Origin of the sequence: Franzmannia pantelleriensis, from assembly GCF_900102875.1 — a bacterium.
Lineage (GTDB): Bacteria > Pseudomonadota > Gammaproteobacteria > Pseudomonadales > Halomonadaceae > Franzmannia > Franzmannia pantelleriensis.
Window position 1 is genome coordinate 1 of the sequence record NZ_FNGH01000003.1, and the last position, 26,325, is coordinate 26,325.

Below are 26,325 nucleotides of genomic sequence, written 5' to 3' on the forward strand. Positions count from 1 at the left end.
AAAAGCTGCGCTGGATTCAGCAGGCGCCGACGCCACGTGCCGCCCGGTGGCGCATCACGAATTACCTCAACGTCATGCGTGAGGCCGTTACCGGTCAGGCACTGCTCAAGCCGATGGCGAAGGCTCTGACGACGCTGGAGCGGCATGCCGAGCAGGTGGTAAGGCGCTGGATGTCCGGTCTAACCAACGCACGCCTGGAAGGCATGAACGGTCTATTCCAGGCGGCCCGGTCACGCGCACGCGGCTACCGGAACGAGGCCAACTTCATCGCCATGATCTACCTGATCGGAAGCCCCGTGGGGCGAATGCTGGATCACACCAAATCCATATGAAGTGACGAAGAACCTCTTTTTCTGTTTCGGCCTTGCCTCTGGTGATGGTTCTGGCTCGTGATCTGTGCTAGGCGCAATGCCGGATGGTGCCGGCGCGCTTATGCGAGGGGTATACGGCGTAATGACTAATAAGCTGTTCTCTGGTGACGCATCAGGTAGGGGTGGCTGGGATACCGCTTTACCAGCAGCGATACGCTGCCAATGACCCGGTGCGGGGGTAGGAATTCCTGCCTTATCGCACACCGCCTTCAGTTTCTGGCTCGGAAGGCCATACTCCTTCGCCAAACGGCTCATCGGACGCGACCATACCAGTTCATAAAGGCGTGCACGTTCGATACGTGTGGGCGACATTTGCTATCTCCAGTCATGCGCAAAGCCGGGTCTTGAGCAGCGACAGCAGTAAGGAGGGCCTCTGCTTATAGAGCGGTGAATATTGCCTGCGTTGTTGGTGACCCTTCTCTCAGCCGCTCCAATGCCAGCGCAATGAGGCGATCCGAGAACAGCCGCAGCTTACGCTGGCCGGCAATGTCATCAGGCCAGTGTCGCAGGCCCTCCTTGATGGCTTCGACGGTTGGTTCGACATGCTCCTGGCTGATGAGCCAGTCCAGCGTCGCCAACACCTCCATTCCCAGCGGTGACTGGAAGCCGTCGATCAGTGTATCGACTTCTTCGAGTACTTCGGCGTAGGGGCGTGCTTCGGCGCTGCGCAGGTAGGCATGCAACCGGTCCCGTCGCGGTTCATCGAACCATACCACTTCCTCAGGTGTGGCATCGTTGATGCGTTTCTCGCTATGCAGGTAGCTGCCGTCCAGGCCATTGAGCAGATGGCGAAGCCGATCGGAGTATGGGCCGTATCGATGAGGCTGAAACTCGAGCTTGAGTGGGTTCTCAAGGCCATGAGCGATGATGCGTCGCTCCATGAGCCAGGCCAGCTTCTGGACCTCCAGCAGTGAGCACTCGATACCCAGCACCCAATAGCGGCGCACCAGTTCGGCGATCATGGCGCGTGCGGGGGTAAGCTTCTCAACGCCGCTGCGCTTGGCGACGTTTTGATACTCGACGGTGGGTTCAAAAACCAGCACACGGACGTTATCCAGCTCGGCTAAGGCGGCCTCGATTCGCGGGCGCACCATGTCCCATTCAAGCCCCCCGTTGCCGCAGCCCAGCGGCGGCAGGGCGATGGAGCGAATGCCCTTTTCGCGGATTACCCGCTTGAGATCCTCCAGACCGGACTCGATCCACTCCACTCGCGTCTTGGCGCGCCAATGCTGCTTGGTCGGGAAGTTGATGATCCAGCGCGGCCCCAACAGGGCATCCCGCTCGGTGATGAACATACGGCCGGTCACCACCTGCTGATGCTTGCAGGCGGCCACGTAGGCGGCGAAGTTCTCGGGGAACGCCTCCTTGAACATCAGGGCAATGCCCTTGCCCATCACTCCGACGGTGTTGACAGTGTTGACCAGGGCCTCGACGTCGGCCTCGAGGAGATTGCCACGGGTATACTCAATCATTGGAAGAACCAGTTGGGTCGTGTAACCACCTTCAGCGGAAGCTGGTGTGCCGCCACCTGTGCTCTGACGGCGACTCGCACTTCGTCAGTATACGTGCCAATGCCAAGCAATGCCGAGGCCGGCAGATGATGATGAACCAAGGCCTCGGCCTGATAGCGGTCCGTCTTGTCGGGGCTCTCGAGGTCGCGCTTGAAATCCTTGGCCTGCAGCAGCGCCCAGGGCACGAAGTCGGCCAGATCTTCCAGCCGGTTGCTGAACTCGGCATTGGCCAGGTAGGCATGCCGGTCGCTGAATAGGAATGGCAGGTCGAGCTGCTGCAGGCGGGGAAGCGAGCTCACCAGCACAATGATGTCCTCCCGGCGCTGTTGCTGAACGCCATGGCCGGTCACGATGTTGAAGAGCATCATCGACGCCGGCGTGAAGTAGAACGGGATGTAGTCGCTCAGCACGCCACCCGGCGGCACGGGCACCACTCGCGTTGCTCGCTTGTCGATCAACTCCCGCTTGCCGATGGTAAGGAACTCGGGGTCCTGCTCCGCTGCCGAGGGACAGTACAAGCCATTCACCAACAACCACGGCAGGTTGTCGCGGTGCGTGATACGAAATATCAGTCCCTTACGGGGGTTCAGGCTGCGAGAGAGATCGGTCGCCACGTCTCTGGCTCCTTGGTCACGCTGTCCGGGTCGGTGCCCTCCACTGGGCGGGTCTCGAAGCGCACCTCACCGCCGGTCTCCATCAGCATCACCGCCCCCACCGGGAAGGAGCGGGCGATGCTGACAGCAGGCTCTGCACGTGGTCGTCGTCCCACACCCAGCCGCGCTGGAAGTCGGGGAGCTGGGTCTTGCCGGTGGTGATATCCTTGAGCTCGGCTTTCTGCAAGAGCGGCAGCGAGCGCCTGAACTTTGCAAAACAGCTGTCGAAGGTGGTCATGGCGGCTCCCTGTGCGATGTGGTCCTGGTGTTGTGATGTTGTTTTAAGAGCCCCGACCTATGCTGGGGTGGTGGTCTGGGCCTGGTCGAGCAGCGGGGTGACGCGGACGCGGCCGGTAAGGAGGTCGTCCATGAGGCCAGTTTTCTGGAGCTGCAGCTTGCTGAGAATATTTTTCTCTTCAAATATTTTGTTCTTCGATGACCTGATAGCTTCAGCTATCTGGCTTTGCTCCTGAAAAACCGGAAACGGAATGACAATGTTCGTCAAAATGGTGGAGTTCAGGTTGACCATTGTCGAACCAACCGCCATTCCATAGACCTGAGACTGGATAGTGGACAGCTTGTAGATATTAGCCAGCCAGAAGCCATCAATATGCTCCGTAGGACGAAGGAGCAAGCAGCCTGTCCCGCAAAGCCAACCCTTATTGGATGCGGACATAAATGAGCATCGACTGAGGTCTCCTCGGCGAGAGAAAAGCAGGTCGCCTTCGCCGACTCTATGACGAGCTAAGTCTTCTGCTCTTTCTTCAGTTATCTGAGCAATATTTTCTTTGGACACCTCAATGTCGCGCATATCTTGCGGCATCACGACAGGAACACCCTCACTAACATACTCTTCTGCATGCAGTTGTGAACCGAAAGGCCCTGTCTGTATGAGTCCACCGTATTGCGATAGGCGCTGACCAAGGGTGCTAACGCTCCACTCCCTCGGAATCAACCCCAGCGGCGACTCCTTGTAGAGCTCCGGCGCCTGCTCGGGGCTGGGCCGCAGCCGGCCTTTCTCGTCGATGCCACGGGTCAGCAGGTCGTGGAGCAGGCCCTCCTTGACCTTCTCCAGCTTGGCGATCAGCGCCTCGGTCTTCTGAATCTGGGTGTCGAGGGTGTCGAGTATGCGAGCGATTAAGCATTGTTCAGCCGCACCGGGGGCAAAGACACGGTGTTTTTTAAAGAACTCCGAGGGCACTCGCTTCTGACCGGCTGACCCGATCATGGAGGCTTCTGCTTTCAGCCTAAGGCTCGAGCTTTGGGAGAGGTGGAAGATATAACGAGGCGAGTTGTCAGCCTTGGCACGCAGGACATGGAACTCCGTGCTGCCGTATCCAATCCCGTTTTCAAGACCAACTGCATGGGCGCCTTTGCTGTTTTCCATACAGGGGGTGATCTTCGCGAAAAGAACATCACCTTCCTGGAAGGGAGTGAAGCCAGACTTCACCTCATGTAGTGGCCTTGTCTTGTGAGTCAACCACTGGCCGCTTTCACTCACATCCCCCATGGGGATGAACGAGATCAGGCCAGCAGAACGATCTGGAGCTGGAGCTCTGAGAGGCGGATTGATTTCAGCCAGTTCGGATATAGGCTCAAACATATCCCAGCCCCTCCAGATACTGCTGCAGCTCCCTGGCGGCGGCATCCCGCTCAGCCTCGATATCGGCCAGGGTCACCCGGTACTTGTCCCACCAAGTCTCGAAGGCGGCGATCACCTGCTGGCGCTGCTGGCGGATATAGCGCTCGAGGATGCCCTTTAGGTCGTTATGCAGGATGTCGCCCACCAGCTCGGCGGCGGCGGGTTCGTCCAGGGCGTCAACGGCCTTGTGCAGGTGCGTCTCGAAGCTGGCCACCTTGGCCTTGTGGGCCTTGCGCACCTGTGTGCGCTGGTTCTTCCAGGCCTTGATCTCTGCCGGGGTGGGAGCATCGTCGTCCTCGCCGTCGCTGGATTCCCCCTCGTCACCGTCGTCACCCTCTGGCTTGGCCTCAGCGGCCTTGATCCGGGCGTCCAGCTCCGCCTTGCGGGCGGCGAGCTCCTCCAGCTCGGCCACGTACTCCTCCAGTAGGAAGTGGACCAGGCGGTGGTCCAGCGGGTTGGCCTTGCTCTGCTCGTCTTCCAGCAGGCTATTGATGCTGGTGCGCCAGGCGTCCACCACTCCCAGGCAGCCGCGGGCCTGTAGGGTGCGGAACTCGTTCTTGTTGTCGAACCAGAAGCCCGCGATGATGCCGCGCACCGCGAAGCGGTCGAGCATGGCGGTGGGCTCCAGGGCTGCGGTGAAGCTGCCCAGCAGCTCGTCACGCAGTTGGGTGAGGCGGCCGCCGTTGCCGGTCAGCCCGGTGATGCTGGCGCCGTGCTCGGCCCACCAGGCCTCGAAGGCGGCCATTACGCGGGCCTCCTTGTGCTGCAGGCCGGCATCCGCCTCGATGGCGGGCTTGAGGTCGCGCTTCTCGCTCAGGTGCTGGGCGAAGTCCACGTAGTCGGGATCGTTTGCCCTGGGGCCAAAGAGTGACATGGGGTCGAGGCCCTGGGCGTCGAACAGCGGGTGCCTGGCATCGATCTCGGCCACCGGCACGCCGCCCTTGAGGTGGGCGCGCACGTCCTGGGGCTCCGGCGGCGGGGTGTTGTCGGCGTAGCGGCGGATGTTGAGGTTGTAGTCGTTGTCGCGCAGCTCCGCGAGGGGCACCACCCGGGCGAAGCCGGGTACGTCCTCGAAGGCGTCATAGGTGCTGGCGATCTTTTCGATGTGCTCCGGCAGCAGGTGGTTCTGGGCGCGGCCTTCAAAGAACTCGCGGTCGGCGTTGATGAACAGCACCTTGCCCTGGCGCTCCTCGGGCTTGGCGCCCTTGGCACGCAGCACCAGGATGCTCGCCGGGATGCCGGTGCCGTAGAAGAGGTTGGGGGCCAGGCCGATCACCGCCTCCACCAGGTCGTCCTCCAGCATGCCGGCGCGGATGCGCTTCTCGTCGCCGCCGCGGAACAGCACGCCGTGGGGCATGACGGTGGCCAGGCGGCCGTCGGACTTGAGGCAGGCGACCATATGCTGCAAGAACATCAGGTCGGCCTTCTTGGCGCCCTCCGGCACGCTGCCGTAGTGGAAGCGCTCGGGGAAGGTCTGGCTCGGGGTGTAGCCGATGGAGAACGGCGGGTTGGTGAGGATGCGGTCGAAGCGCACCAGCTCGCCGCCGTCCACGTGCTGCGGGTCGGTGAGGGAGTCGTCGTTGCGCAGGTCGGTGCTGCTCACCCCGTGCAGCAGCATGTTCATCTTGGCGATGGCCCACACCGAGCCGGAGGCCTCCTGGCCGAAGAGGTTGAGCCGGCGCGGGTCGCCGCCCTGCTCCTCCAGATACTCCTTGGAGAGGATCAGCATACCGCCGGAGCCCATACAGGGGTCGTAGACGCTGTGGCCCTCCTGGGGGTCCATCAGCCGCACCATCATGCGGACTACCGGGCGCGGGGTGTAGAACTCACCGCCCTTCTTACCGGCGGAGTCGGCGAAGTCGCGGATCAGGTACTCGTAGGCCGCACCGAGCAGGTCGGGGAACTCGAAGTCCTCGTTGCGCAGGCGGTACTCGCTGAAGTGGACGATCAGATCCCGAAGCTTTTTGTCCGGCAGAGTGGTGGAGCCCACCTTGCGGGTGAAGTCGATATGCTCCAGCACCCCGGCGAGGCTGGGGTTGTGCTCCTCCAGGCCGGCCAGCGCCTTGTTCAGGGCGTTGCCGACGCCCTGGTGGGCCTCCTTGAGCAGATGCGACCAGCGCGACTGCGGCGGTACGTAAAAGGTGGCGCGATACCAGTCGGGGAATTCGATCTGGTGGGCGATATCGATCTCGCCCGCACCGGCCTGCTTGAGCTGCTCGCGGACCTCCTCCTGGCGCTGCTCGAAGACATCCGAGCAGCGCTTCAGGAAGAGCATGCCGAAGATGTACTCCTTGAACTCCGAGGCGTCCATGCGCCCACGCAGGATGTCGGCGGCCTTGAACAGGTGCCGTTCCAGCTGGTTGAGGGTGAGGATCATGTACTGCGGTTCCCTGGGTTCGATGAGCCGGCTGTATCAGACAGCCGGAATAATTGGCATCTATCACATCAAACTTGGTGAAGGAAAGCCACGCTCGAATAGTGAAAGCTGGTGCTTTTGCTGGCCCGCCAGGCCTCTTCCTTCCTGTCCTAGCCTTGGAGTACTGCCGGAACCGGACAAACCGGACACCGGAACCGGACAGGTGGACGAAGTGGAAATGGTGATACCTTTCAGTCTTGACTGGACGCCACCTAGGCCCAGGATCGCCGTGCCGCGATGCGCGTGTTGACTCGCCTTAACCGGCTGGCCGCTGGCAATGCCGGTGACGCCAAAGGGGTGGGTGACGGAGTGCTGGAGTGACGCATCGATTACGGCCAAGGCTACCGCGTGTATTACGCCATGGCGGGCAGATGCCTGGTGATGAATTGGGGGCACCAAGAAGCGCCAGCAGGCTGATATTGAGCAGGCCAAGGCGTTTCTGGCAGACCACCGAAGGAGAGCTCAGACATGAAAAATCATGACACCGCTGTCATCGAGATGCTGCGCGATGACCCTGACATGGCGATTGACTACCTGCGCACCGCTTTTGACGAGCTGGACAAGGAGGGGGGAGAGTCTGCCTTCCTGATGTCCCTGCGGCATGTGGTGGAGGCACAGGGGGGGATGGCTGTGGTTGCTGAGCGGGCCAAGTTGTCACGCGAAAGCCTGTACCGAGCCTTGTCACCCAAGGGTAACCCCACTCTGCGCACCATGACCGCCGTCATCAAGGCGACCGGCATCCACTTCCACGATCTGACGCATCATGCTTCGTGAGGTGGTCGGCAAGCGTGGCAGCGTGTGGCATCCCGTATCGCCCAAGCGTATTCGGCGTATTGGGACGGGAATTGGGTTTTTTCGAATAATCATTCCTAAGATGCTGATTTAATTAAATACGCAGCGGATTCAAAATACGCGGGATGCAAGCCCTTGTCGGTATAAGTCAGGCCACTGGTGCCAGATGAAGAACAGTCGCTTACGGGCGGCTGTTTGCGTTTCTTTCCCCCTACTTCTAAAGCCGCGGCATGCGGTTTTTGTATCGATTGGTCGGTGATGGGGAGCTGCACTCTAGGCAACTGCCGTGTTTATTGTATTTATGACTGTTAAAATGCAATAATTGGCATTGCCCGCCAGGACCCTCATAAATACGTCATGGCTGTCCTCGACATCGCACGGTGCTTTCATGAGAGATTTCAGCGACCTGAACGACTACCCATCCGGCTTTCTCACCCTTGAGGGGCGAGACTACGCTTTCGTTGACCTGCCGACTCATTTCGGACCGCGGCTGCTGGAATTGCCGATGGTGTTGCGCCTGCTGCTCGAGAACATCGTGCGTAACGGGCAAAGCGAGGAGCGCGATCGTGCGGTCGAGGCGATCTTCGGCTGGCTGGGTAGTGGCACCAGCCAGGCCGAGATTGCCTGTCAGCCATGTCGTATTCTGATGCACGACACCACCAGTACCCCAGCCTTGGTGGACATCGCTGCGATGCGCGATGCGCTGGCCGAAGCGGGCGGTGACCCCGAGGCATTGACGCCGAGCCTACCGGTAGACGTCTCGGTGGATCATTCCCTGGCCGTGGAAGTGTTTGCGACCAGTGCGGCCGCGGAAGACAACCTGCAACACGAGATGCGCCGCAATCGCGAGCGCTACCGCTTCCTGCGCTGGGCTGCCGGGGCCCTGGATGGGGTACGGATCCATCCCCCGGGCACGGGCATCATGCATACCCTCAACCTGGAGCAACTGGCCACGGTGGTGACCACCGAGATGCGCGAGGGCGAGGAGTGGCTGGTGCCGGACACCATGCTCGGCACCGACAGCCATACACCGATGATTAACGGGATCGGTGTCTTGGGCTGGGGAGTGGGCGGGCTCGAGGCCGAGACGGTGATGTTCGGGCTGCCGACGATGCTGCGTGTTCCCGAGGTGGTCGGGGTCAGGCTGGTGGGGGCGCTATCCCCCGAGGCCCAGGCAACAGATCTGGCGCTAGTGGTTACCCAGCGCCTGCGGGAGCTGGATGTCACCGGCAAGTTCGTGGAGTTCTTCGGGTCTGGTGTTGGCTCGCTGACCGCCGGTGATCGTTCCGTTGTCGCCAATATGGCGCCCGAATACGGGGCCACTACGGGGTACTTCGCCGTCGATGACCAGACACTACGCTATCTGCGCGAGACCGGCCGGTCACCCGAGGCCGTGGCGCGGGTCGAGGCCTACTGCCGGGCGGCGGGCCTGTGGTTCGATCCGCAGGCTTGGCCCACCTACACCGAGTCGGTTGAGATCGACCTAAGCACTATCGGGATGCAGGTGGCCGGTCCCACACGCCCCCAGGATCTGCACGGCTACGCGGAGGTGCCTCGAGTGCTAGACGGACTGGGTTTTATGCCGTCGCAGGCCTCTGATTTGCCGCGCCATCCCGTGGCCATCGCAGCCATTACCAGCTGTACCAATACCAGCGATCCACGATTGATCATCACCGCCGGCCTGCTGGCACGAAATGCCAGGCAACATGGCTTGATTCCCCCAAAATGGGTGAAAACCTCGCTGGCTCCGGGGTCTCCGACGGCCGCCTCTTACCTAAGGCGTGCCGGCCTGATGGAAGATTTGGCGGCGATTGGCTTCGATATTGTCGGCTACGGCTGCACCACCTGTATCGGCAATGCTGGGCCGCTTACTCAGGTGATCACTGAGGCGCAAGCGGCTAGGCAGTGTCGCGCAGTGGCGATGCTATCGGGCAATCGCAATTTTCCCGGCCGCGTGCATCCGGAACTGGATCTCGGTTTCATCATGTCGCCGGCTCTGGTGGTGGCCTTCGCCCTGGCCGGCGATGCCGAGCGTGACCTGAGCCAATGGCCGCTGGGACTTGGCAAGGACGGCCGTGATATCCGTCTGAGCGATCTCTGGCCTGCTCGGCACGAGATCGACGCCGCCGTCATCAAGGCCCTGGATGCCGCTGATTACGGGACTGACTTTCGGCGCGCAAGCCGCAACTCCGCCTGGGAGGCACTGGATGCACCGCAGACCGCCTGCTTTCCTTGGGACGACGATTCGACGGCGCTGCGTCGCCCACCCTTCGCCTCGGCCTCCGAGGTCTGTCAGCTCGGTCATTACACGGCCTATCCGCTGCTGGTGCTCGGTGACGACGTGACCACCGACCATATCTCACCAGCTAGCGCCATCCCTCCTGACAGCCTGGTAGCTGATTTCCTTGTCGAGCGAGGAGAGCAGCGTCACGACCTGAATGTCTTCGCCTCGCGGCGTGGTAACTGGGAGGTCATGGTCCGGGCCGCTTTCCACAACAAGAGCCTCAGCAATCGCCTGGCACCGGAAGCTCCCGTCGCACATACCCGGCATTTGCCCAGTGGCGAAGTGATCTCGATCGTGGATGCGGCCGAACGCTACCGGCGTGCAGGAGACGCAGTGGTGGTGGTAGCAGGTGAACGCTATGGCATGGGGTCGTCACGGGATTGGGCCGCCAAGGGGCAGCGCTTGCTGGGGGTGCGTGCCGTGCTGGCAGTGAGCTTTGAGCGCATCCATCGCTCGAACTTGATCGGCATGGGCATCCTGCCGCTGACGATGCCCGATGGGATGAATGTGGAGACCCTAGCCATCGGCACGGGTGATCGGCTTGAGATCGAGGCTGACGCCAGTCAGCTGGTGCCGCGAGGTGAGATCCCCGTGACGGTGTGGCGTGCCTCCGGTGAAGCAGAGCGATTCCTCGCCATGGCGCAAGTCGACACCCAGGCCGAAATTGGGCTGCTCAAGGCGGGGGGCGTCATCCCCTCGATACTGATGCAGACACTGAATCAGGCAGGGGCATAAGGAGTCCAGGCTGAGTGCAACCGAACAACTGTGTCGGACCATCGGGCTGGTGACACAGGCACCTTTCCCTGGCGAATCGTCTAACCGCGAGAGAGCGTCATTCGTCCTGTGGTCGGAGTAAAGGGCGTTCGATGCGATGTTGGGCTGGTGGCTAGACTAAAGGATAAGTTTAGCCGCTGCACTCGAGCGTCTTGATCGCTTGACGGTCCGTGCCGAGGCGGATAAATTGTACATATGAAGTTTAAAAAACAATAACACCCCCTCTCAGGCTCCGTTGGGTCATGCAAGAGCAGGCACGGACGAAGTTTTTTGTCTCTTATTGTATTTTTATATCATCAAAAACAATTTGGGTGAGTGTCATGAGGATCTACCTAATTCATGCGGTCATGGCAGCAATGGGCCCAGTGCAACAGGAAATACACCGAGCCTGGCCGGAGGCTGAAGCCTTTAACCTCCTCGATGACTCGCTGGAAGTCGATCGGACCGATCCTCAAAGCAATACCTCGGAGAGGATTCAAGCCCTGGCGCACTACGCCATACAACAAGGGGCAAGCGGCATCCTCTTCACCTGCTCCGCCTTTGGCGAGGCCGTGGAAAAAGCAGCCAGCGCCACGGACATTCCTGTGCTGAAGCCCAACGAGGCGATGTTTCATCAAGCTATCGAGCAGGGAGGGCGGGTCGCGATGGTGGCGACATTCGAGCCCGCCATCGCGGGTATGGAGCGGGAGTTTCTGGAGATCAAACAGCGGCAGGACAGCGATGCCGTTCTGGCAATCTTCTGTGTACCTGAGGCCAGGCAAGCCCTCCAGTCGGGTGACCAGGAAAGACACGATCAACTGGTGGCCGAAAAGATTTCCGATCTGGTCGGATTCGACGCAATCATGCTGGCTCATTTCTCGACATCGAGTGCGAAAAACAAAGCACAGGGAGTGACGGATTCGCTGGTACTCACCAGTCCCGGGGCGGCTGTCGCCATGCTGAAAAGGCAAGTGTTGAAAAATCGCCCATATGACCCTGTTCAGTTATCCAGTTAACGCAGATATCGATTTTCTTGAAATGAAGAGGAATCAAACTATGAAATTTTTGGTTTTGCCCTGTGATGGCATTGGTCTTGACATTATCGACGCCTCGGTTGGTGTGCTGCAGGCAGCAAATGACAAGTATGGGCTCGGTCTCGAGCTGGAGTATGACGAGGTCGGCTTCGCCAGCCTGGAGAAGTATGGCATTACCCTGAGGGATGAGTTGCTCGAGAAGGCCAGTCACTTCGACGGAGTCATTCTGGGCACCCAGTCCCATGCGGACTATCCGAGCCCGGAAAAAGGTGGGCGAAATGTTTCCGCTGGTTTCCGGGTGGGGCTCGACCTCTATGCCAACGTGCGGCCGGCGCGCACTCGAGATTTCCTCGAGTCCAATATGAAGCCAGGAAAGCGCATGGACTTGGTCATCATGCGGGAGGCAACGGAAGGCTTTTACCCGGACAGGAATATGGCTCGAGGTTGGGCCGAGGTCATGCCGGATCCAAATATGGCCCTGTCCATCAGAAAGATTACCCGTCACTGCAGCGAGCGGATTGCCCGTCAGGCATTCAAGCTGGCGATGAAGCGCAACAAGAAGGTCACGGCCATTCATAAGTCCAACAGCTTCCATATGACCGATGGCCTCTTCCTGGAAGCCGTCGCTGAGGTGGCAAAAGATTTCCCTGAAGTGGAGCTCAACGACTATCTCGTCGATGCTGCAGCGGCCCACCTGGTCCGGACGCCCGAACAATTCGATGTCATCGTGACCAGCAACTTCTACGGGGACATCCTCAGTGACCTGGCCAGCGAGTTGTCCGGTAGCCTGGGCCTCGCGGGCTCCGTTATGGCCAGCGACAGTCTCTGTTGTGCCCAGGCCCAGCATGGTTCGGCACCCGATATTGCCGGTCAGGACAAGGCCAACCCCACCTCCATGATGTTGTCGGTGGCCATGCTTCTCGACTGGCTGGCCGAGCACCACGACCGCGAAAACTACAAGCATGCTGCCCAGGCGATTACCCAGGCGGTCGACGAGGTACTCAAGGATCCGCAGAAGCGCACCTGCGACCTGGGCGGGAGTCTGGGCTGCCAGCGCTTCGGTGAAGAGGTGGCTGCCGCGCTTCGTTAATTCGTAACCCTAAATACCGGGAGGAGATGCTAGACAATTCGTTAAGTTGTTTTTTAATTATTGCAATAACAAATTGAGACTGGATTATGAAAATGCAAAAGAATGTAGTAACGCTAGCCGCACTCATGACTTTCGCCGCCTCAGCTTCGGTAGTACAGGCCGACAACGGGCTTGAGGGTTATCCTGAAAAGACTCTCAACTATATCGTTGCTTTTGGGCCAGGTGGTGGTAATAACCTGATGTCGAGGACCTTGGTGGATATCATCAACCAGTATGATCTCTATCCTGGGCAGGATATCGTCGTCGAGAACCGAGCCGGAGGCAGTGGAGCCATCGGTTTCGGTCATGTGAGCCGCCAAGAGGGCAATCCCTACTTTGCGACCTCCACCAGCGGAAATTTCATCTCCACCCCGCTGATCTCCAGCACCGATTGGGACTACAGCGACTTCACCCCGATCGGACTTTTGGCGAGCGATGCAATGTTCCTGGTGGTTTCTACCGATTCTGACTACCAGACGGTGGATGACTTCGTCGAGGCTGCTACATCCGGGCGTATCCTGGTGGGCGGTACCGGCGCAGCGGGTCCCAGTCGGGTAGTGGCCAGCCTCTTCGCCGAGGAGGCTGGCATCGAATTCGAATACCTCCCCGCGGGTACCGGTGGCGAAATGGTAACGGCGCTGACTTCCGGTAGCGTGCATGCCATCGTAGCCAATCCCTCCGAAGTCTCAGGCCAGATGGAGGCGGGCAACTTCCGTGCTCTGGCCTACTCTGACCAGGAGCGTAGCAGCGTCTATCCTGACATCCCGACCTTCAGTGAGCTGGGTTACGACTTCACATTCTCGCTACCCAGGGGCGTGGTGATGCCGGCCAACCTGCCAGATGGTGTCCAGGCGTGGTGGGTCGATGCGCTGCAACAGGCCGTCGAGACTCCGGAATGGAATGCCTACCTGGAGACCAACAGCCTCTCAGGAAACTACATCTGGGGAGATGAATTCGGAAGTTATCTCGAGTCAACGAGTGACGTCTACGAAGGCATCCTTCGTGAGATCGGTGCCATAAATTGAGTGAGAGGCGGGGTCTTCTGACCCCGCCTATTCTAGATCAGGAGTTCCCACATGAGATTCTGGTTCTCACTTGGACTATTTGTTTTTTCCTTTGCCTATTTTTTTTATGGCATGAACACCCTCAACTTTCTGACCCCCTCCGGACGCCCCGGACCGGGCTACTTTCCCGGCTTAGTCGGAGTTGGACTGATTCTTGTAACGGGAATTAATTTGGTAAAAGATATTCTCGTGATGCGCGAATCAGGTGCTACTATCTTTAGCCTTTCAGCACTGAGTGGCACTACCAGTGTATCGCAAGAGGTGATGGATACTGATAAAGGTGACACAAAGGCAGACGTCCAGCAGAATCACCATCCCAAGGATGTCATGATTGTGGTGAGCCTGGTTGCAGCCCTAATCCTGATGTTGACTCACCTCGGTGGGTTGCTATCCATGGTGGTGTTCATGCTGCTTCTGTTGTCGGTAATGAATCCCAGAATGTGGACCAAAAACATCTCCTACAGCCTGTTACTGCCACTGTTTTTATACTTGTTGTTCGATGTTTGGCTGAATGCGTCCCTGCCGATCGGAATCTTCGGTATCTAATTTATTTCTTGCTGAGGGGCTTATCATGCTCGCTGATATGATAGCAAATCTTGGCTTCGGCCTGTCAGTTGCTATAACACCAACGAATCTGTTGTTCTTGATGATCGGTGCCTTCGTAGGCATGATCGTCGGTCTCTTCCCTGGCTTTGGCCCCGCCGCGGGTATTGCCGTTCTGATTCCGATGACTTTCGGGCTGGAGCCGACCACCGCCATCATCATGCTGGCGGGTATCTACTATGGGTCGATGTATGGTGGCACCATCACCTCGATTCTTATCAATACCCCAGGTGAGTCGGCGACAGTAGCTTCAACGTTGGATGGTTATCCCCTGGCCCAGAAGGGGCGGGCCGGTCCCGCCCTAGTAATGCAGGCGATTGCTTCTTTCGTGGGCGGTACCATCGGCGTTATCCTGATCTGCGCATTGGCTCCAACGCTGGCAGGCTTCGCAGCCTCTTTTGGTCCTTCGGAATACTTCCTGATTATTTTCTTCGGCCTTCTCTTGCTGACTACCATGATGGGGGAGAATAAGCTCAATGGTATTGTGTCTGCCTTGCTAGGCTTTGTGATTGCGATGGTTGGGGTGGATGTCATGAGCGGGGTACAGCGCTTTACCTTCGGCTCTTCCGAGCTAATTGGAGGAATTTACTTCGTCCCCGTTGCCATCGGCCTGTTTGGTATTGGTGAGTTGCTTTACTGTGTTTATATAGGCCAGCACAAGAAAGAAGTGAAGCGTGTCAAACTGTCCTTTACGTCGAGTGATTTTTGGCCGGATAAGAAGGATTACACGGAGTCAAAGTATACTGTCCTTCGTGGTTCAATTATTGGTTTCATTGCCGGAGTCTTGCCGGGTTCCGGTGCCACGATTGGCTCTATCCTTGGGTATTCCATTGAAAAGAAGATAGCCAAGGACCCCGAGAAGTTTGGTAAAGGAGAGATGCGCGGCCTGGTGGCGCCTGAAGCCGCAAATAATGCCGCCTCCTCGGGTGCTATGGTGCCGCTCCTCTCTCTGGGTATTCCTGGCTCTGGGGCAACCGCGGTTTTGCTCGGTGCCTTCATGATGTGGGGCCTGCAGCCCGGACCAATGTTGATCATCAACGATCCTGGCTTCGTGTGGGGGCTGATCGCCAGCATGTACCTGGGCAACATGGTGCTTATCTTGCTGAGTATCGCCGCCATCCCGCTGTTCGTGAAGTTTCTCGATATTCCCTATGTCATGGTGCTACCCATTGTAGTACTACTATGTGTCATCGGTACCTATACTCTGCATTTCAGTATGGTTGAGACCTGGATGCTCTTGGTGGCAGGGCTGCTCGGGTTCTGCATGAAGCTCTATGGCTACTCGCCCGCTGCCACGGTACTGGCACTGGTTCTGGGCTCAATGGCTGAGGAGAACCTGTTGCAGTCGTTGATCATTTCAGGTGGAAGTCCTAGCATTTTCTTCGAGCGTCCAATTTCGCTACTGCTAAGCCTGATCGTGATCACGGTTATTGTCTTGCCCGTGGTGTTGAGGATGATTTTCGGCAAGCGCTATGAGAAGAAGGCGCTTTGAAGCGAGATGGCTAGGCTGCCCGGGAAATTTTGGCTACTCGTCGAGCATAGTCAGGGTAGGTAGGCTATGTTACTCTTTTTAAGAGGAAGGTTTACCGATGTGTCCCATATATCCTTGAGTGATAACGGTTATGCAGACTGCTCAGCGAAAGAAGACCAGCCCTGAAGACGTTGCGCGTAGAATGCTGGCGCTCATCAGCGAAAAGGGTATTCCTGCTGGCAGCCATCTTCCGGAGGTGTTCTTCGCTGAGAACCTTAAGGTCTCAAGAACACCTATCCGGGCCGCGCTTTTCTATCTCGAGGAGCAAGGAGTAGTACGAAAAGAACCAAATCGCGGCTATTTTCTGGTTTCTTCCGATTTTTCCAGCCTCGATGACAGAGTGGGTGACTTGATCGTCGACAGGAGCTCGCCCATTTCTCCCCTGGCATTCAAGATTGCTACGGACTACTTGAAGGGAGCCTTGGAGAAGACCATATCGGAGACAGAGCTCGCCAATACTTATGACGTCAACCGTTTCTCCATACAGCAGGCGTTATTATCGATGGAGTCAGAGGGCTGGGTATCCAAGCTGATGGGATATGGATGGGAGTTCAACGAATTTCTGACTTCCAGGGAAACCTACGATCAGTGTTACCGCTATCGCATCTTGATTGAACCTGCTGCCTTGAGAGAGCCAGGCTATAGGGTTGATCGACGATTATTTCGTCAACTAAGAACGCTCCAGTCTGATGCGCTTATTATGAACGATTATGATATTACCGAGCGGCATATGTTCCTGGTTGGGTCATTCTTTCATGAATCTATTGTGGCTTGTGCCAGAAATGTCTTTCTCTTGGAGGGCTTGCAGCGGGCCAATCGACTGAGAAAATTAATGGAATACAACGTCTTTTCCCGGAGAGAGTCGTCCAAGCCAGAGTCGAGAGAGCACCTGAGGATTCTTGATCTTCTTGAAGAGGGGAAGAGAGAAGAAGCCGCTGACTTCCTAAAGAATCACTTGGAGCGGGCGAGAAGAGAAAAAATGAAGATCGTCTCGCACCTTTTCGATGCTTAGATAGGTGTCCACCAAAGCTGGGTAAGGTCATATTACTCGAACCCAGGAAAGAGGTCGCGCTTGTGAGCTACACCCCCCCTTCGATGAAGTCGCTTATTGCCTTCGAGGCCACGGCCCGCCTAGGCTCGATGACGGCAGCTGCTGACGAGGAGCGTTCTACCCAGCCGACGATCTCGCAGCGTATACGGTCGCTGGAAGAGAACCTTGGATTGCCGCTGTTCGATCGACAGGGAGGACGTCTTGTCCTTACGGTACAGGGCGAACGCTTTCATCGGGAGGTGGCGCCTAGTCTCAAGACGATTCGAGAAGCCTGCGAGCGGCTTGTCCACCACGGCAAACGGCCCTCACCCTCTGTGGTAATTGCCGCGGGTTCGGGATTTACACACCTGTGGCTGCTGCCGCAACTGCCAGCACTCAAGCGTGCCTTCCCGGAGTTAACCTTCAAGCTGATGCCCATTGATCGTGCTGACGACCCGGAACTGCAAGCTGCGGACATCGCTATTCGTTTCGGTCCCTACGTGCCAAAGGAGGAGGGGCGCTTGGTCGCCAGTGAAGCCGTGTTTCCCGTGTGCAGCCCCGACTACGCACACGAGCATGGCGTGAAGGAGGCACTGACAGCGTCGGATCTCCCCCGCTTAGCGCTGCTACACCAAGACATCAAAGATCCGCGTTGGCTCGATTGGGCACAGTGGTGTCAACATGCTGGACTGAGCCTGACGCCCGGTGAGGATGTTTTCGCCTACCAGAACTATGCCTTGTTGCTGAACGCCGCACTAAGGCACCAGGGCGTGGCACTGGGCTGGTCGATTCTCGTCGAGGACTATCTGGCGAGCGGCCAGTTGATAGCGCTTTCTCCCCGCGTGACCCGTGAGGATTACGGCTACTGGTTAAGCGTCAAGCATCACCGCAGTACGGTCATCGAGCCGATTTGCGACTGGCTGATCAACGCCGTCCAACAATAGAGCCAGGGCCAGCTCATCTAAGCTCAGATCAGATCATCATCGGTGTCAGGCATTTAAGGCCGCTAGGTACGTCCCTCTTTGCCAGATTCGCTCCACGGCGAGGTTGTCCCGTTAGTAGCCCTCGCCGTGCATGCTGAACGGTGCCATTACCGCTCCAGCGGATGCTCCTCACCGATGACCGCTGGATCGAAAGGGGTGCGCGAGAACACCCGCCGCAGCATCGGTTCGAAGTGCTCTAGCGGAGGCGTGGGGTAGTCGGGGTCGAAGGCGGCCTGATCATAGCGCTCGCAGAAGTCCACGCAGCTCTGGTACCAGGGATGATCCCGATAGCGATCGCGCTCGTTCGGGTCGTCGCCAAAGTGGTGGGCATAATAGAATTTCTGGAACAGGCCGTGGTGATGCACTACCCAGGTGACCTCGCCACGCACATAGGGACGGATAATCGCCGCGGCCAGCTGGGAGTGATTGTAGGGTGCCAGTTCGTCGCCGAGGTCGTGTAGCAGGGCGCCAATGATCATGTCCTCGTCGGCGCCGTCTGCCTCGGCGCGGGCGGCCGATTGCAGCGAGTGCTCCAGCCGCGACACCTGGTAACCGCTCAGACTGTTATCCAGATGACGCAGGGCACGGAGCAGGCGGTCGACTAGCCCCTGGTTGAATTCATCCTCCAGGCGCTCGAGAAAGACATACTCTTCCTGGGTGCCATCCTTCATCTGGCGGAACGCGACCTGTTCCATATCAAGCGACCTCCTCGATCGAATCACGATTTTTCATTAGGCTTGCGAAGCGCTCACGCGGGCCATCGGTGTCGAGATAGCAGCCCTGTAGGTGGCGATGCCCCTCGTTGGTGTCGTAGCTGGTACGTCCGTGCAGGACACGACTGTTGTCGAACAACATCAACTCGCCTGCGTCGAGGGTAAAGCGCACCTCGTAGGCGGGGTCCGTCAATAGCTCGCCAAGCCGCTGGCGTGCGCGATGGAAGAGTCGGGTCTGGGCATCGGAGAGCAGGGGCAGGGCATCCAGGCGAGGGCTGTAGTGCACGCCGGTCGGATGACCATCGTCATCGGTCTGGATCATGGTGCGATGAGTGACTAGCTCTGTCCCGGCATCGACGAAACGAAAGCGTACCGAGGTAGTCTTGAGCAGCTCGTAGCCCTCGGGGGTTTCCTCGCGCAATTGCTCGAGCACTTTCAGGCTGTCGGCTAACGTCGATAGTCCACCGCTGGTCTCGTTGACCAGGCAGTGCAGGAGTTGAATACCCGGTACCGGATTGCGGTATGGGTTGTCGGTGTGGGGGCCAAGCGCCACGCTGCGATACGCCAGGTCGTTGCCGTTGGGCCGCGAATAGACTTCGAAGTAACGGCCGAAATTGGTTTCCTTGACGTAGCCGAAGTGGCTGCCGACCTGGAGGATGCGCTCAGGGTCGGTCGGCACGCCATAAAGCACGATATAGCCATAGCGCAAGTAGGCGTCCAGTGAGGCCTGAAAGTAGGCCGGGTTTTCGAGCACTTGGGTCCAGTCGAAGCGCACGCGGCGTTGATCGAGGCTCGCATTCCAAGGCTCAGCGTCGGGGAAGCGGCTGGCAGCGTCCAGTTCATTGGCCAGCACGCGGAGATCGTAGGTCTCACGATGGCCATCACTGAATACCAACTCGACATGGTGCTCGTCGGTCCGGCTGGCACTCTCGAGTGTCAGTCGCGTATCGATGGCGTGAGAGTCGAACAGGCGCTGCTGGGTCATCGGCTCCAGCTGGTCGGGCGCCTGGGTACGTTCACGCAGCCAGAGTGGACTCATCTCCCATGATTGCTCCCCAGCGTGGAAGACGACTGACGGAGGGTCTTCATGAATGACGAACGCATGGTGGGTGGACATGTCGATCTTCCTCAGTTGGCTTGGGTTATCACGATGGCGATCACCGACAGGGTGACGAGTGAATGGCCAACCGAGTAGAGCCTCCCGCTTATATCTAGGCATTTATTTTTCTTATACCTGCCTGAGATGATCGCATGCGCTTCGAGGGTCGCAGTGGGGCGTATTTCCCAGGCCAATGTGAGCTTGGGCCAAGGAGAGACAAGGAAAACGCCCAGCCTACGGACTTCCGCGCATACAAGTCGATGACCACCGCCAGATAAGCCCAGCGAGACTCTGTCCAAAGGTAGGTGATGTCTCCGCTCCATACCTGATTCGGCTCCTTTACATCGAACTTGCGATCGAGAAAGTTCGGTATATCCAGATGCGGCTGACCAGCCTGAGTGACCATTTTTGCGATACTTCGAGCGCCGGCAGGACCGTTACTGAATCGCTATGCTAAGAAACACAACTCCTTGCGACCAAGGTCTTATCAGGCTTTCATAAGGGCCTACGGAATTCATGACAGGGAGCAGGACGATGGCACTACCGCTGCGCGATACCACTACCCACTACGGCCGCATCAGCCGTGCCTTTCACTGGGCGATGGCGCTGCTGTTTGCCTGGCAGTTCACCAGCGTGGCAGCGCGGGTGCTGTTCGAGGATTCCGCCTTCGACGATTTCATGTGGGCGTGGCATCGCGATGTCGGGGTGCTGCTGTTCACGCTACTGCTGTTGCGCGGTGCCTGGGGGCTGCTCAATCTGTCGCGGCGTCCGCCATCGGTGAGCGTGATGGCCAAGCTCGGTCATCTGGTGCTGTATGGGCTGATGCTGGTGGTACCGCTGGTGGCGCTGCTGCGCCAGTACGGCTCGGGTCGCTCGCTGTCGGCCTTCGGTATTCCATTGATGCCGGGCTTCGAGGGCCCCGAGATCGAGTGGATGGTAGCGCTGGGCAGTATCTTCCACGGCCTGCTGGGCTGGACGCTGCTGGTGCTGATCCTCGGCCATGTGGCGATGGTGGCAATTCATCGCCGCTACGCACATCACGATGTGCTGACGCGCATGGCGGGAAGTCGCTAACGCTGAGCGTCTGTTGAGGTTGGGATGGTGCCAAGGGCCTTGCGCTGGCGTAGTCTTGGGGTATCGCTACAACGAGGAACCCGTGCATGCCACGCAGCAAGAACAAGCGTCACAAGCCCACGCCGTCCAAACCATCCTCCCGTCCTGCCCCGCGCAAGCGCTCCTTCAGCCCCAGGCGGCTGGTGCGCGGCGTGCTGATAGCAGTGGCGATTCTCGCCGTGCCGGCGGCGTGGTTCGCCATGGAGGCGCGCCAGGCGCGGGAGGTAAGTGATCTTAGCGTGATCGGCGGCGGGGCGCCTGTGGTGGTACAGGTGCATGAGCCGGGCTGCAGCAGCTGCGAGCAGCTGCTCGAACAGGCCCAGGAGGCGCGCAGCCGCCTGGACGAGGAGCTGACCCTGCGGCGCGCCAACATCGCCAGCAGTAGCGGTCGCCGCTTCGCTTATGAATACGGCGTGTCGCAGAGCACCCTGGTACTGTTCGACGCCAGCGGTGACGTGGTAGAGATCAAGCGCGGGGTGGTGGCCGCCGACGAGTTGGAGGCCGACTTCATGGCGTTGCAGAGCCTGCCGAGGCCACGTCGGCGCTGAGGGCTGTCAAAGCCTTGGTGAAAGTCTTATAGTGAATCGATCCACAGTCCTTTGCCCTATCCAGGGTGAAGGGCTTTTTTCGTTGTCAGGCCGCGGATACGTTGTTTTAGCGTTTGCGGATAGGAGGCGCCATGTCATCACGTCCCACCATCATCATCAATCGGTTGGATGCCGAGCGGCTGCAGCGGCTGATCGACGCCGCCAGCGACAAGGATTTGGCGGTGGCTGAATCATTGGAGGCCGAGCTGGAGCGTGGCGAGGTGGTCGATCCCGAGCAGATTCCCGCCGACGTGGTCAGCATGAACAGCCAGGTGCAGTTCACTGATCTTGGGCGTAGCCGCCAGCTGGTGCGTACCCTGGTCTATCCGCGCTCGTTGGCCGAAAGTGCCGACGGCCTGTCGGTGATGGCGCCGATCGGCGCGGCGCTGCTGGGACTTAGGGTCGGCGACGTGATCGACTGGCCGCTGCCCGATGGCAGCGAGACCCGGCTGCGCATCGATGCGATCCTCTGGCAGCCCGAGCGCGAAGGCCAGTTTCACCGCTAAGCCCGGCATGTGCCGTGCTACGCGGGCCCCTGATCGAGGAGAGTCGATGCCGTTGTCGCTGTGGTTGTCGCTGGTGGCTATCTGTGCTGTGGGTGCCATGTCGCCGGGCCCCAGCCTGGCACTGGTGCTGCGCCATACCCTGGGCGGTGGGCGCCTGCCGGGGGTGGTCGCGGCGCTGTCGCATGCGCTGGGCGTGGGCCTGTACGCGCTACTCACCGTATGGGGCCTGGGAGCGCTGATCGCCCGCCAGCCACTGCTGTTCCAGTTCATCACCTGGGCGGGGGCGGCCTACCTGGCCTGGCTGGGCATCAAGGCGTTGCGCGCCGGACGGACGGCGGCCTTCGAGCCGAATGCGGTACTCACCACCGGCCCCCAGGCGGCCCGAGAGGGCATGCTGGTAGCGCTGGGCAACCCCAAGCTGATCCTGTTCTTCGTGGCGCTGCTCAGCCAGTTCGTCAGCCCCGAGATGAGCGTCGCGGCCAAGGCGCTGATCGTGCTTACCGCCATGATCATCGACGGTGGCTGGTACGTGATCGTAGCGGTGGCGCTATCGCACTCACGGGTGCTGCCCTGGCTCCAGGCCAGGGCGCACTGGGTCAACCGCATCACCGGCGTACTGCTGATCGCGATTGCGCTGAGAGTGGTGGTCGGCTGAGCTTCAGTGGTCGTGGTGATGGTGGCCGTCGGCCGCCTCGCCGCCCTCGTTGGCCTCCTGCACCCATACCTCGACCTCGATCTCGCCCTGCTCGGCGAACTCCAGGGTGAGCGGGAAGCTCTCGCCTTCGACGAGCGTATCTTCCAGGCCCAACAGCATCAGGTGGTAGCCGCCGCCGGGGCGCATGGTCACTGTCTCGCCGGCCTCGACGTCGATGGCGTCGAGCTTGCGCATCTGCATGTTGCCGTCGTCCATGATCATGTCGTGAATCTCCACCACCGCGCTGATCGGGCTGCTGGCGCCGACCAGCTCGGCGGGCTCGTCGCCGGCAGTGATGTCGAGATAGGCGGCGCCGTTGGGCGCCCCCGGCGGCGTCGGGGTGGCGAAGGGGTGGGCGATGCGGATGTCGTCGAGGGTGAAGTCGTGGGCACTGGCCAGCGATGGCAGCAGCGCACCGCCGAGCAGCAGGGCAGAGATGAGAGAGGCGGAGCGGGCGATCATCGGTAATCCTTGTGGTGGTGGGTGGAACCTTTGGGCCACCCAAAGCTTACGACAGCCTGGCCGGCTGCCAAGCGGCGTTTTGTCGCAACCGCCAGCATAGGGGCGTCAGGCGTCCGGTGTCACCCGCGCCAGTATCTCGGCCAGAGGGGCGTCCGCCGGCAGCACCCCGTAGGCGGGACTGACCTCACCCAGCCGCGCCCGGCAGAAGGTCGCGGCAACGGCGGTGGGCGTGTGGCGCAGCAGCAGCGCCGCCTGCAGGCACTGGGCGAGACGCTGGGTCAGCCAGCGTGCCTGGGGCACCAGCGCGTCGCTGGGCATGCCCAAGGTACGCTCGAGCTCGCCCAGCGCGCGGTCGTAATGGGCATTCTGGCCGCGCGCCGCGTCCAGCTCATGGCGCAGCGCATCTACCGCCTCGGGGTGCCTGCCCAGCACGCGCAGCACATCGAGGCAGATCACGTTACCCGCCCCCTCCCAGATCGAGTTGACCGGTGCCTCGCGGTACAGCCTGGCCAGCGGTGTCTCCTCGACGTAGCCAATGCCGCCCAGGCACTCCATGGCCTCGGCCATGAACCCCGGGCCGCGCTTGTTGTGCCAGTACTTGGCCAGCGCCGGGGCAATGCGCGCCAGGCCCTGCTCGTGTTCGCTATGCGGGTTGTCGAAGGCGCGTGCGATGCGCAGCGTCAGTGCTACGCCGGCCTCGACCTCGAGCGCCAGGTCGGCGATCACCGCACGCATCAGCGGCTGATCGGCAAGGCGCTGGCCGAAGGCGTGGCGAGCCTGGGCGTGCTGCCAGGCCAGCAGCAGTGCCTGGCGCATCATGCCCACCGGCGCGGTGGCGGCGTCGAGGCGAGTCTGCTGAACCATCTCGAGGATGGTGGCGATGCCGCGCCCGGGGTCGCCGATTGGCTGCGCCCAGGCGTGACAATACTCGACCTCGGCGGAGGCGTTGGCGTGGTTGCCGCACTTCTCCTTGAGGCGCTGCAGCTCGATGGCGTTGCGCTCGCCGTCGGGGGTGAAGCGCGGCACCAGAAAGCAGCCCAGGCCGTCATCGGTCTGGGCCAGGGTCAGGAAGGCATCCGACATCGGCGCACTGCAGAACCACTTGTGGCCGAGCAGGCGCACGCCGTCCTCGCTGGCCTCGGCGCGGGTGGTATTGGCGCGCACGTCGCTGCCGCCCTGTTTCTCGGTCATCGCCATGCCCAGGGTCACTGCCGGCTTGTCGCTGGCCGGCAGGGCGCGGGGATCGTAGTCCCAGGCCAGCAGCCGCGGGGCCCACTGGGCCAGCACCGCGGGGGCATGACGCAGGGCCGGCATGGCGGCGTGGGTCATGGTGACCGGGCAGCATACCCCCGGCTCGGCCTGGGTCAGGAGATAGAGGGCGGCGACATGGGCCTGGTGGCCGCCGCGGGCCTCCTCCTGCCAGGCCACGGCGTGCCAGCCCTGATCGCAGGCCAGGTGCATCAGCTCATGGTAGGCGGGGTGGTAGCTGACCTCGTCGAGCCGCCGGCCGTGACGGTCGAACAGCCGCAGCGTCGGCGGATGGCGATTGGCCTGCTCACCGAGTGCCTGCACGCGGCGGCTGCCGACCTGCTTGCCCAACGGCGCCAGGCGCCGGGCGACCCACTCCGGGGCTTCTCGGGCCAGCGCCTCCTGTAGGGGAAGGTCCAGGGCGAACAGGTCGAGGTCGCTGTCCGCAGGCGGCTGGTTGAGCACCTCATGGGTGGCGAGCCGCTGTCGTGGGGCATGGTCGTGCATGGCGAGGCTCCTGCAGCGCTGCTATGGATCGAGCATGGTCAGCCCTCAGCGTGGGGTCAACGTCGAGAGCTGCGCTGGCCGCGGCTGATGCGACTGGTTACGCTGAGCACTGTTCAGCCATGGGAGTCCATCATGCCCCCCGAGGTTTCCGCGCCGGCGCCGATGATCGCCGATGAGCGCATCCAGCTGGTCGATGCCTGCAACCGCCCCTGCGGCAGTGCGCCGCGTGCGCTGATGCGGCGCTTTCACTTCTGGCATCGCGCCACCTATGTGGTGGTGATGAATGCTAGCGGCGAGCTCTGCGTCCAGCGCCGCACCCTGACCAAGGAAGTGTTCCCCGGTGGCCTCGACCTGGCCGCGGGAGGCGTGGTCGGCGCCGGCGAGTCGGTGCACGTGGCGGCGCGTCGCGAGCTGGCCGAGGAGCTCGGCATTCGCGGCGTGGCGCTGCGCTACTGCCTGGCCTTCCGCTACGCCGCCGACGGCAACCATATCTTCGGCAGCGTCTATCTGGTGCAGCATGACGGACCGCTCGCGCTGCAGGCCGAGGAAGTTGCCGATGCCTTCTGGCTGCCGCTGGATGAGGCGCTGTCCCTCGACGAGGTGACCCCGGATACCCGCACTGCAGTGCGACATCTGCAGCATGCAGGCCTCCTGGCGGAGGCGTCATGAACCGTCGTGAGCCGCTGGCTGCGGCGCGCCTCGACGACCTGCTGGCGGCCCTCGAGGCGGTGGTGCGCGGCAAGTCCCGGCAGGTGCGGTTGGCGCTGTGCTGCCTGCTGTGTCGCGGCCATCTGCTGATCGAGGATCTGCCGGGTCTGGGCAAGACCACCCTGGCCCAGTCGCTGGCGCGGGTGACCGGGCTGGACATGCAGCGTCTGCAGTTCACCAGCGACCTGCTGCCGGCCGACGTGCTGGGGGTTTCGGTGTTCGACCCGCGTCAGGCCAGCTTTCACTTCCACCCGGGGCCGATCTTTCATCAGCTGGTGCTGGCCGACGAAATCAATCGCGCCACCCCCAAGACCCAGAGCGCGCTGCTCGAGGCGATGGAGGAGGGGCAGGTCACGGTGGAGGGCGAGACCCGCCGTTTGCCCGAGCCGTTCTTCGTCATCGCCACCCAGAACCCCCAGGAACAGGCCGGAACCTTCGCGCTGCCGGAGTCGCAGCTTGATCGCTTCCTGATGCGCCTTTCGCTGGGCTACCCCGACGCCCGCGCCGAACGCGAGATCCTGCGCGGAGAAGCCGGCCGCGCCCAGTTGGAGGAGCTGGCCCAGTGGCTAGATGCCGAGACCCTGTGCGGCTGGCAGGCGCGGGTCGCCGAGGTGCATGTGGCGGATGCGCTGCTCGACTATCTGCAGGCGCTGGCCGCCGCCAGTCGCACTCATCCCGAGCTGCCCTGGGGGCTGTCGACCCGGGCGGTGCTGGCACTGCTGCACGCCGCCCGCGGCTGGGCGCTGCTGGCAGGACGCGACCATGTGCTGCCGGAAGACGTCCAGGCGGTATGGGTGCCGGTGGTTGGCCATCGGCTCAGCGACGGGCGCCGCGAGGAGGGGGAGGCGCTGGCCCACCACCTGCTGGCCAGCGTGCCGGTCTCGGTCTAGGC

25 protein-coding genes and 1 pseudogene are annotated in these 26,325 nt (G+C 60.7%); 16 read left to right on the top strand and 10 right to left on the bottom strand.

Translation table 11 applies throughout. The features are described 5' to 3' along the window. Positions 1-332, top strand: a 332-nt coding sequence (locus BLT16_RS04255) for a transposase (RefSeq protein WP_143025036.1), incomplete at its 5' end; no start/stop codon positions are given. A 416-nt stretch (positions 333-748) separates the two neighbouring features. Here BLT16_RS04255 and darG read toward each other — a convergent pair. The 5 genes from darG to BLT16_RS04280 form a co-directional block, all read right to left on the bottom strand. Further along, positions 749-1,843 carry a type II toxin-antitoxin system antitoxin DNA ADP-ribosyl glycohydrolase DarG gene (darG, locus tag BLT16_RS04260; protein WP_089657299.1) on the bottom strand — a complete coding sequence of 365 codons (1,095 nt, stop codon included), beginning with the start codon at positions 1,841-1,843 and terminating at the stop codon, positions 749-751. Next, entirely contained in the window at positions 1,840-2,496 is a 657-nt protein-coding gene (darT, locus tag BLT16_RS04265) for a type II toxin-antitoxin system toxin DNA ADP-ribosyl transferase DarT (RefSeq protein WP_089657300.1), read from the bottom strand. The genes darG and darT overlap by 4 nt, the downstream gene beginning before the upstream one ends. Positions 2,497-2,584: 88 nt before the next feature. Next, positions 2,585-2,773 carry a DUF262 domain-containing protein gene (locus BLT16_RS04270; protein ID WP_218124404.1) on the bottom strand — a complete coding sequence of 63 codons (189 nt, stop codon included), beginning with the start codon at positions 2,771-2,773 and terminating at the stop codon, positions 2,585-2,587. 57 nt (positions 2,774-2,830) lie between these two features. Next, positions 2,831-4,138 (bottom strand): restriction endonuclease subunit S, encoded by a 1,308-nt coding sequence (locus tag BLT16_RS04275; protein ID WP_089657301.1) that lies wholly within the window; start codon positions 4,136-4,138, stop codon positions 2,831-2,833. Next, positions 4,131-6,554 carry a type I restriction-modification system subunit M gene (locus BLT16_RS04280; protein ID WP_089657302.1) on the bottom strand — a complete coding sequence of 808 codons (2,424 nt, stop codon included), beginning with the start codon at positions 6,552-6,554 and terminating at the stop codon, positions 4,131-4,133. Before BLT16_RS04280 ends, BLT16_RS04275 begins: the two co-directional genes overlap by 8 nt. A 507-nt stretch (positions 6,555-7,061) precedes the next feature. Between BLT16_RS04280 and BLT16_RS04290 the strand changes: the two genes are divergently transcribed. The 9 genes from BLT16_RS04290 to BLT16_RS04330 all read left to right on the top strand — a co-directional run bounded on the left by BLT16_RS04290 (position 7,062) and on the right by BLT16_RS04330 (position 17,757). Beyond that, on the top strand, positions 7,062-7,367 hold the full coding sequence (locus tag BLT16_RS04290) for an addiction module antidote protein (protein ID WP_089657303.1): 306 nt from the start codon (positions 7,062-7,064) through the stop codon (positions 7,365-7,367). Between the two features lie 406 nt (positions 7,368-7,773). Continuing rightward, a complete protein-coding gene (gene acnA / locus BLT16_RS04295) occupies positions 7,774-10,404 on the top strand; it encodes an aconitate hydratase AcnA (protein ID WP_089657304.1) in 2,631 nt (876 codons plus the stop codon). 359 nt (positions 10,405-10,763) lie between these two features. After that, positions 10,764-11,438 (top strand): aspartate/glutamate racemase family protein, encoded by a 675-nt coding sequence (locus tag BLT16_RS04300; protein ID WP_089657305.1) that lies wholly within the window; start codon positions 10,764-10,766, stop codon positions 11,436-11,438. Next, positions 11,413-12,546 (top strand): isocitrate/isopropylmalate dehydrogenase family protein, encoded by a 1,134-nt coding sequence (locus BLT16_RS04305; protein ID WP_218124405.1) that lies wholly within the window; start codon positions 11,413-11,415, stop codon positions 12,544-12,546. The genes BLT16_RS04300 and BLT16_RS04305 overlap by 26 nt, the downstream gene beginning before the upstream one ends. 86 nt (positions 12,547-12,632) lie before the next feature. Beyond that, complete coding sequence (locus BLT16_RS04310; protein WP_089657307.1) at positions 12,633-13,610, top strand: Bug family tripartite tricarboxylate transporter substrate binding protein; 978 nt, start codon at positions 12,633-12,635, stop codon at positions 13,608-13,610. 51 nt (positions 13,611-13,661) lie between these two features. Next, the gene (locus BLT16_RS04315; RefSeq protein WP_089657308.1) at positions 13,662-14,195 is read left to right on the top strand and encodes a tripartite tricarboxylate transporter TctB family protein; all 534 of its coding nucleotides are present in this window, start codon (positions 13,662-13,664) and stop codon (positions 14,193-14,195) included. Between the two features lie 25 nt (positions 14,196-14,220). Further along, a complete protein-coding gene (locus BLT16_RS04320) occupies positions 14,221-15,744 on the top strand; it encodes a tripartite tricarboxylate transporter permease (protein ID WP_089657309.1) in 1,524 nt (507 codons plus the stop codon). A gap of 130 nt (positions 15,745-15,874) precedes the next feature. After that, positions 15,875-16,795 (top strand): GntR family transcriptional regulator, encoded by a 921-nt coding sequence (locus BLT16_RS04325; RefSeq protein ID WP_089657310.1) that lies wholly within the window; start codon positions 15,875-15,877, stop codon positions 16,793-16,795. A gap of 62 nt (positions 16,796-16,857) precedes the next feature. After that, entirely contained in the window at positions 16,858-17,757 is a 900-nt protein-coding gene (locus BLT16_RS04330) for a LysR substrate-binding domain-containing protein (RefSeq protein ID WP_143025038.1), read from the top strand. A 146-nt stretch (positions 17,758-17,903) separates the two neighbouring features. Here BLT16_RS04330 and BLT16_RS04335 read toward each other — a convergent pair whose 3' ends face one another. The 3 genes and pseudogenes from BLT16_RS04335 to BLT16_RS20515 form a co-directional block, all read right to left on the bottom strand. Beyond that, positions 17,904-18,491, bottom strand: coding sequence for an HD domain-containing protein (locus tag BLT16_RS04335; RefSeq protein ID WP_089657312.1), 588 nt, complete (start codon positions 18,489-18,491; stop codon positions 17,904-17,906). A gap of 1 nt (position 18,492) precedes the next feature. After that, positions 18,493-19,626: a TauD/TfdA family dioxygenase gene (locus tag BLT16_RS04340; RefSeq protein WP_281243291.1), complete on the bottom strand. Its 1,134-nt coding sequence runs from the start codon at positions 19,624-19,626 to the stop codon at positions 18,493-18,495. Between the two features lie 196 nt (positions 19,627-19,822). Further along, positions 19,823-20,050 (bottom strand): annotated as a pseudogene (locus tag BLT16_RS20515) (DDE-type integrase/transposase/recombinase); the annotation flags it as partial. 92 nt (positions 20,051-20,142) lie between these two features. On the opposite strand from BLT16_RS20515, the gene BLT16_RS04345 reads away from it, so the two are divergent. The 4 genes from BLT16_RS04345 (at position 20,143) to BLT16_RS04360 (ending at position 22,469) form a co-directional block, all read left to right on the top strand. Then, positions 20,143-20,682 carry a cytochrome b gene (locus BLT16_RS04345; RefSeq protein ID WP_089657314.1) on the top strand — a complete coding sequence of 180 codons (540 nt, stop codon included), beginning with the start codon at positions 20,143-20,145 and terminating at the stop codon, positions 20,680-20,682. An 86-nt stretch (positions 20,683-20,768) separates the two neighbouring features. Beyond that, a complete protein-coding gene (locus tag BLT16_RS04350) occupies positions 20,769-21,269 on the top strand; it encodes a thioredoxin domain-containing protein (RefSeq protein ID WP_089657315.1) in 501 nt (166 codons plus the stop codon). Between the two features lie 131 nt (positions 21,270-21,400). Continuing rightward, positions 21,401-21,814: a nucleoside diphosphate kinase regulator gene (gene rnk / locus BLT16_RS04355; protein ID WP_089657316.1), complete on the top strand. Its 414-nt coding sequence runs from the start codon at positions 21,401-21,403 to the stop codon at positions 21,812-21,814. A gap of 46 nt (positions 21,815-21,860) precedes the next feature. Then, positions 21,861-22,469 (top strand): LysE family translocator, encoded by a 609-nt coding sequence (locus tag BLT16_RS04360; RefSeq protein WP_089657317.1) that lies wholly within the window; start codon positions 21,861-21,863, stop codon positions 22,467-22,469. A gap of 3 nt (positions 22,470-22,472) precedes the next feature. On the opposite strand, the gene BLT16_RS04365 is transcribed toward BLT16_RS04360, so the two are convergent. Both BLT16_RS04365 and BLT16_RS04370 read right to left on the bottom strand, forming a co-directional pair. Next, on the bottom strand, positions 22,473-22,970 hold the full coding sequence (locus tag BLT16_RS04365; protein ID WP_089657318.1) for a copper chaperone PCu(A)C: 498 nt from the start codon (positions 22,968-22,970) through the stop codon (positions 22,473-22,475). A 105-nt stretch (positions 22,971-23,075) separates the two neighbouring features. Beyond that, positions 23,076-24,725 carry an isovaleryl-CoA dehydrogenase gene (locus BLT16_RS04370; RefSeq protein WP_089657319.1) on the bottom strand — a complete coding sequence of 550 codons (1,650 nt, stop codon included), beginning with the start codon at positions 24,723-24,725 and terminating at the stop codon, positions 23,076-23,078. Positions 24,726-24,857: 132 nt separating this feature from the next. Here BLT16_RS04370 and BLT16_RS04375 point away from each other — a divergent pair, with 132 nt between their 5' ends. Both BLT16_RS04375 and BLT16_RS04380 read left to right on the top strand, forming a co-directional pair. Further along, on the top strand, positions 24,858-25,394 hold the full coding sequence (locus BLT16_RS04375) for an NUDIX hydrolase (protein ID WP_089657571.1): 537 nt from the start codon (positions 24,858-24,860) through the stop codon (positions 25,392-25,394). Next, a complete protein-coding gene (locus BLT16_RS04380) occupies positions 25,391-26,323 on the top strand; it encodes an AAA family ATPase (RefSeq protein ID WP_089657320.1) in 933 nt (310 codons plus the stop codon). The genes BLT16_RS04375 and BLT16_RS04380 overlap by 4 nt, the downstream gene beginning before the upstream one ends. Positions 26,324-26,325 lie beyond the last annotated feature (2 nt).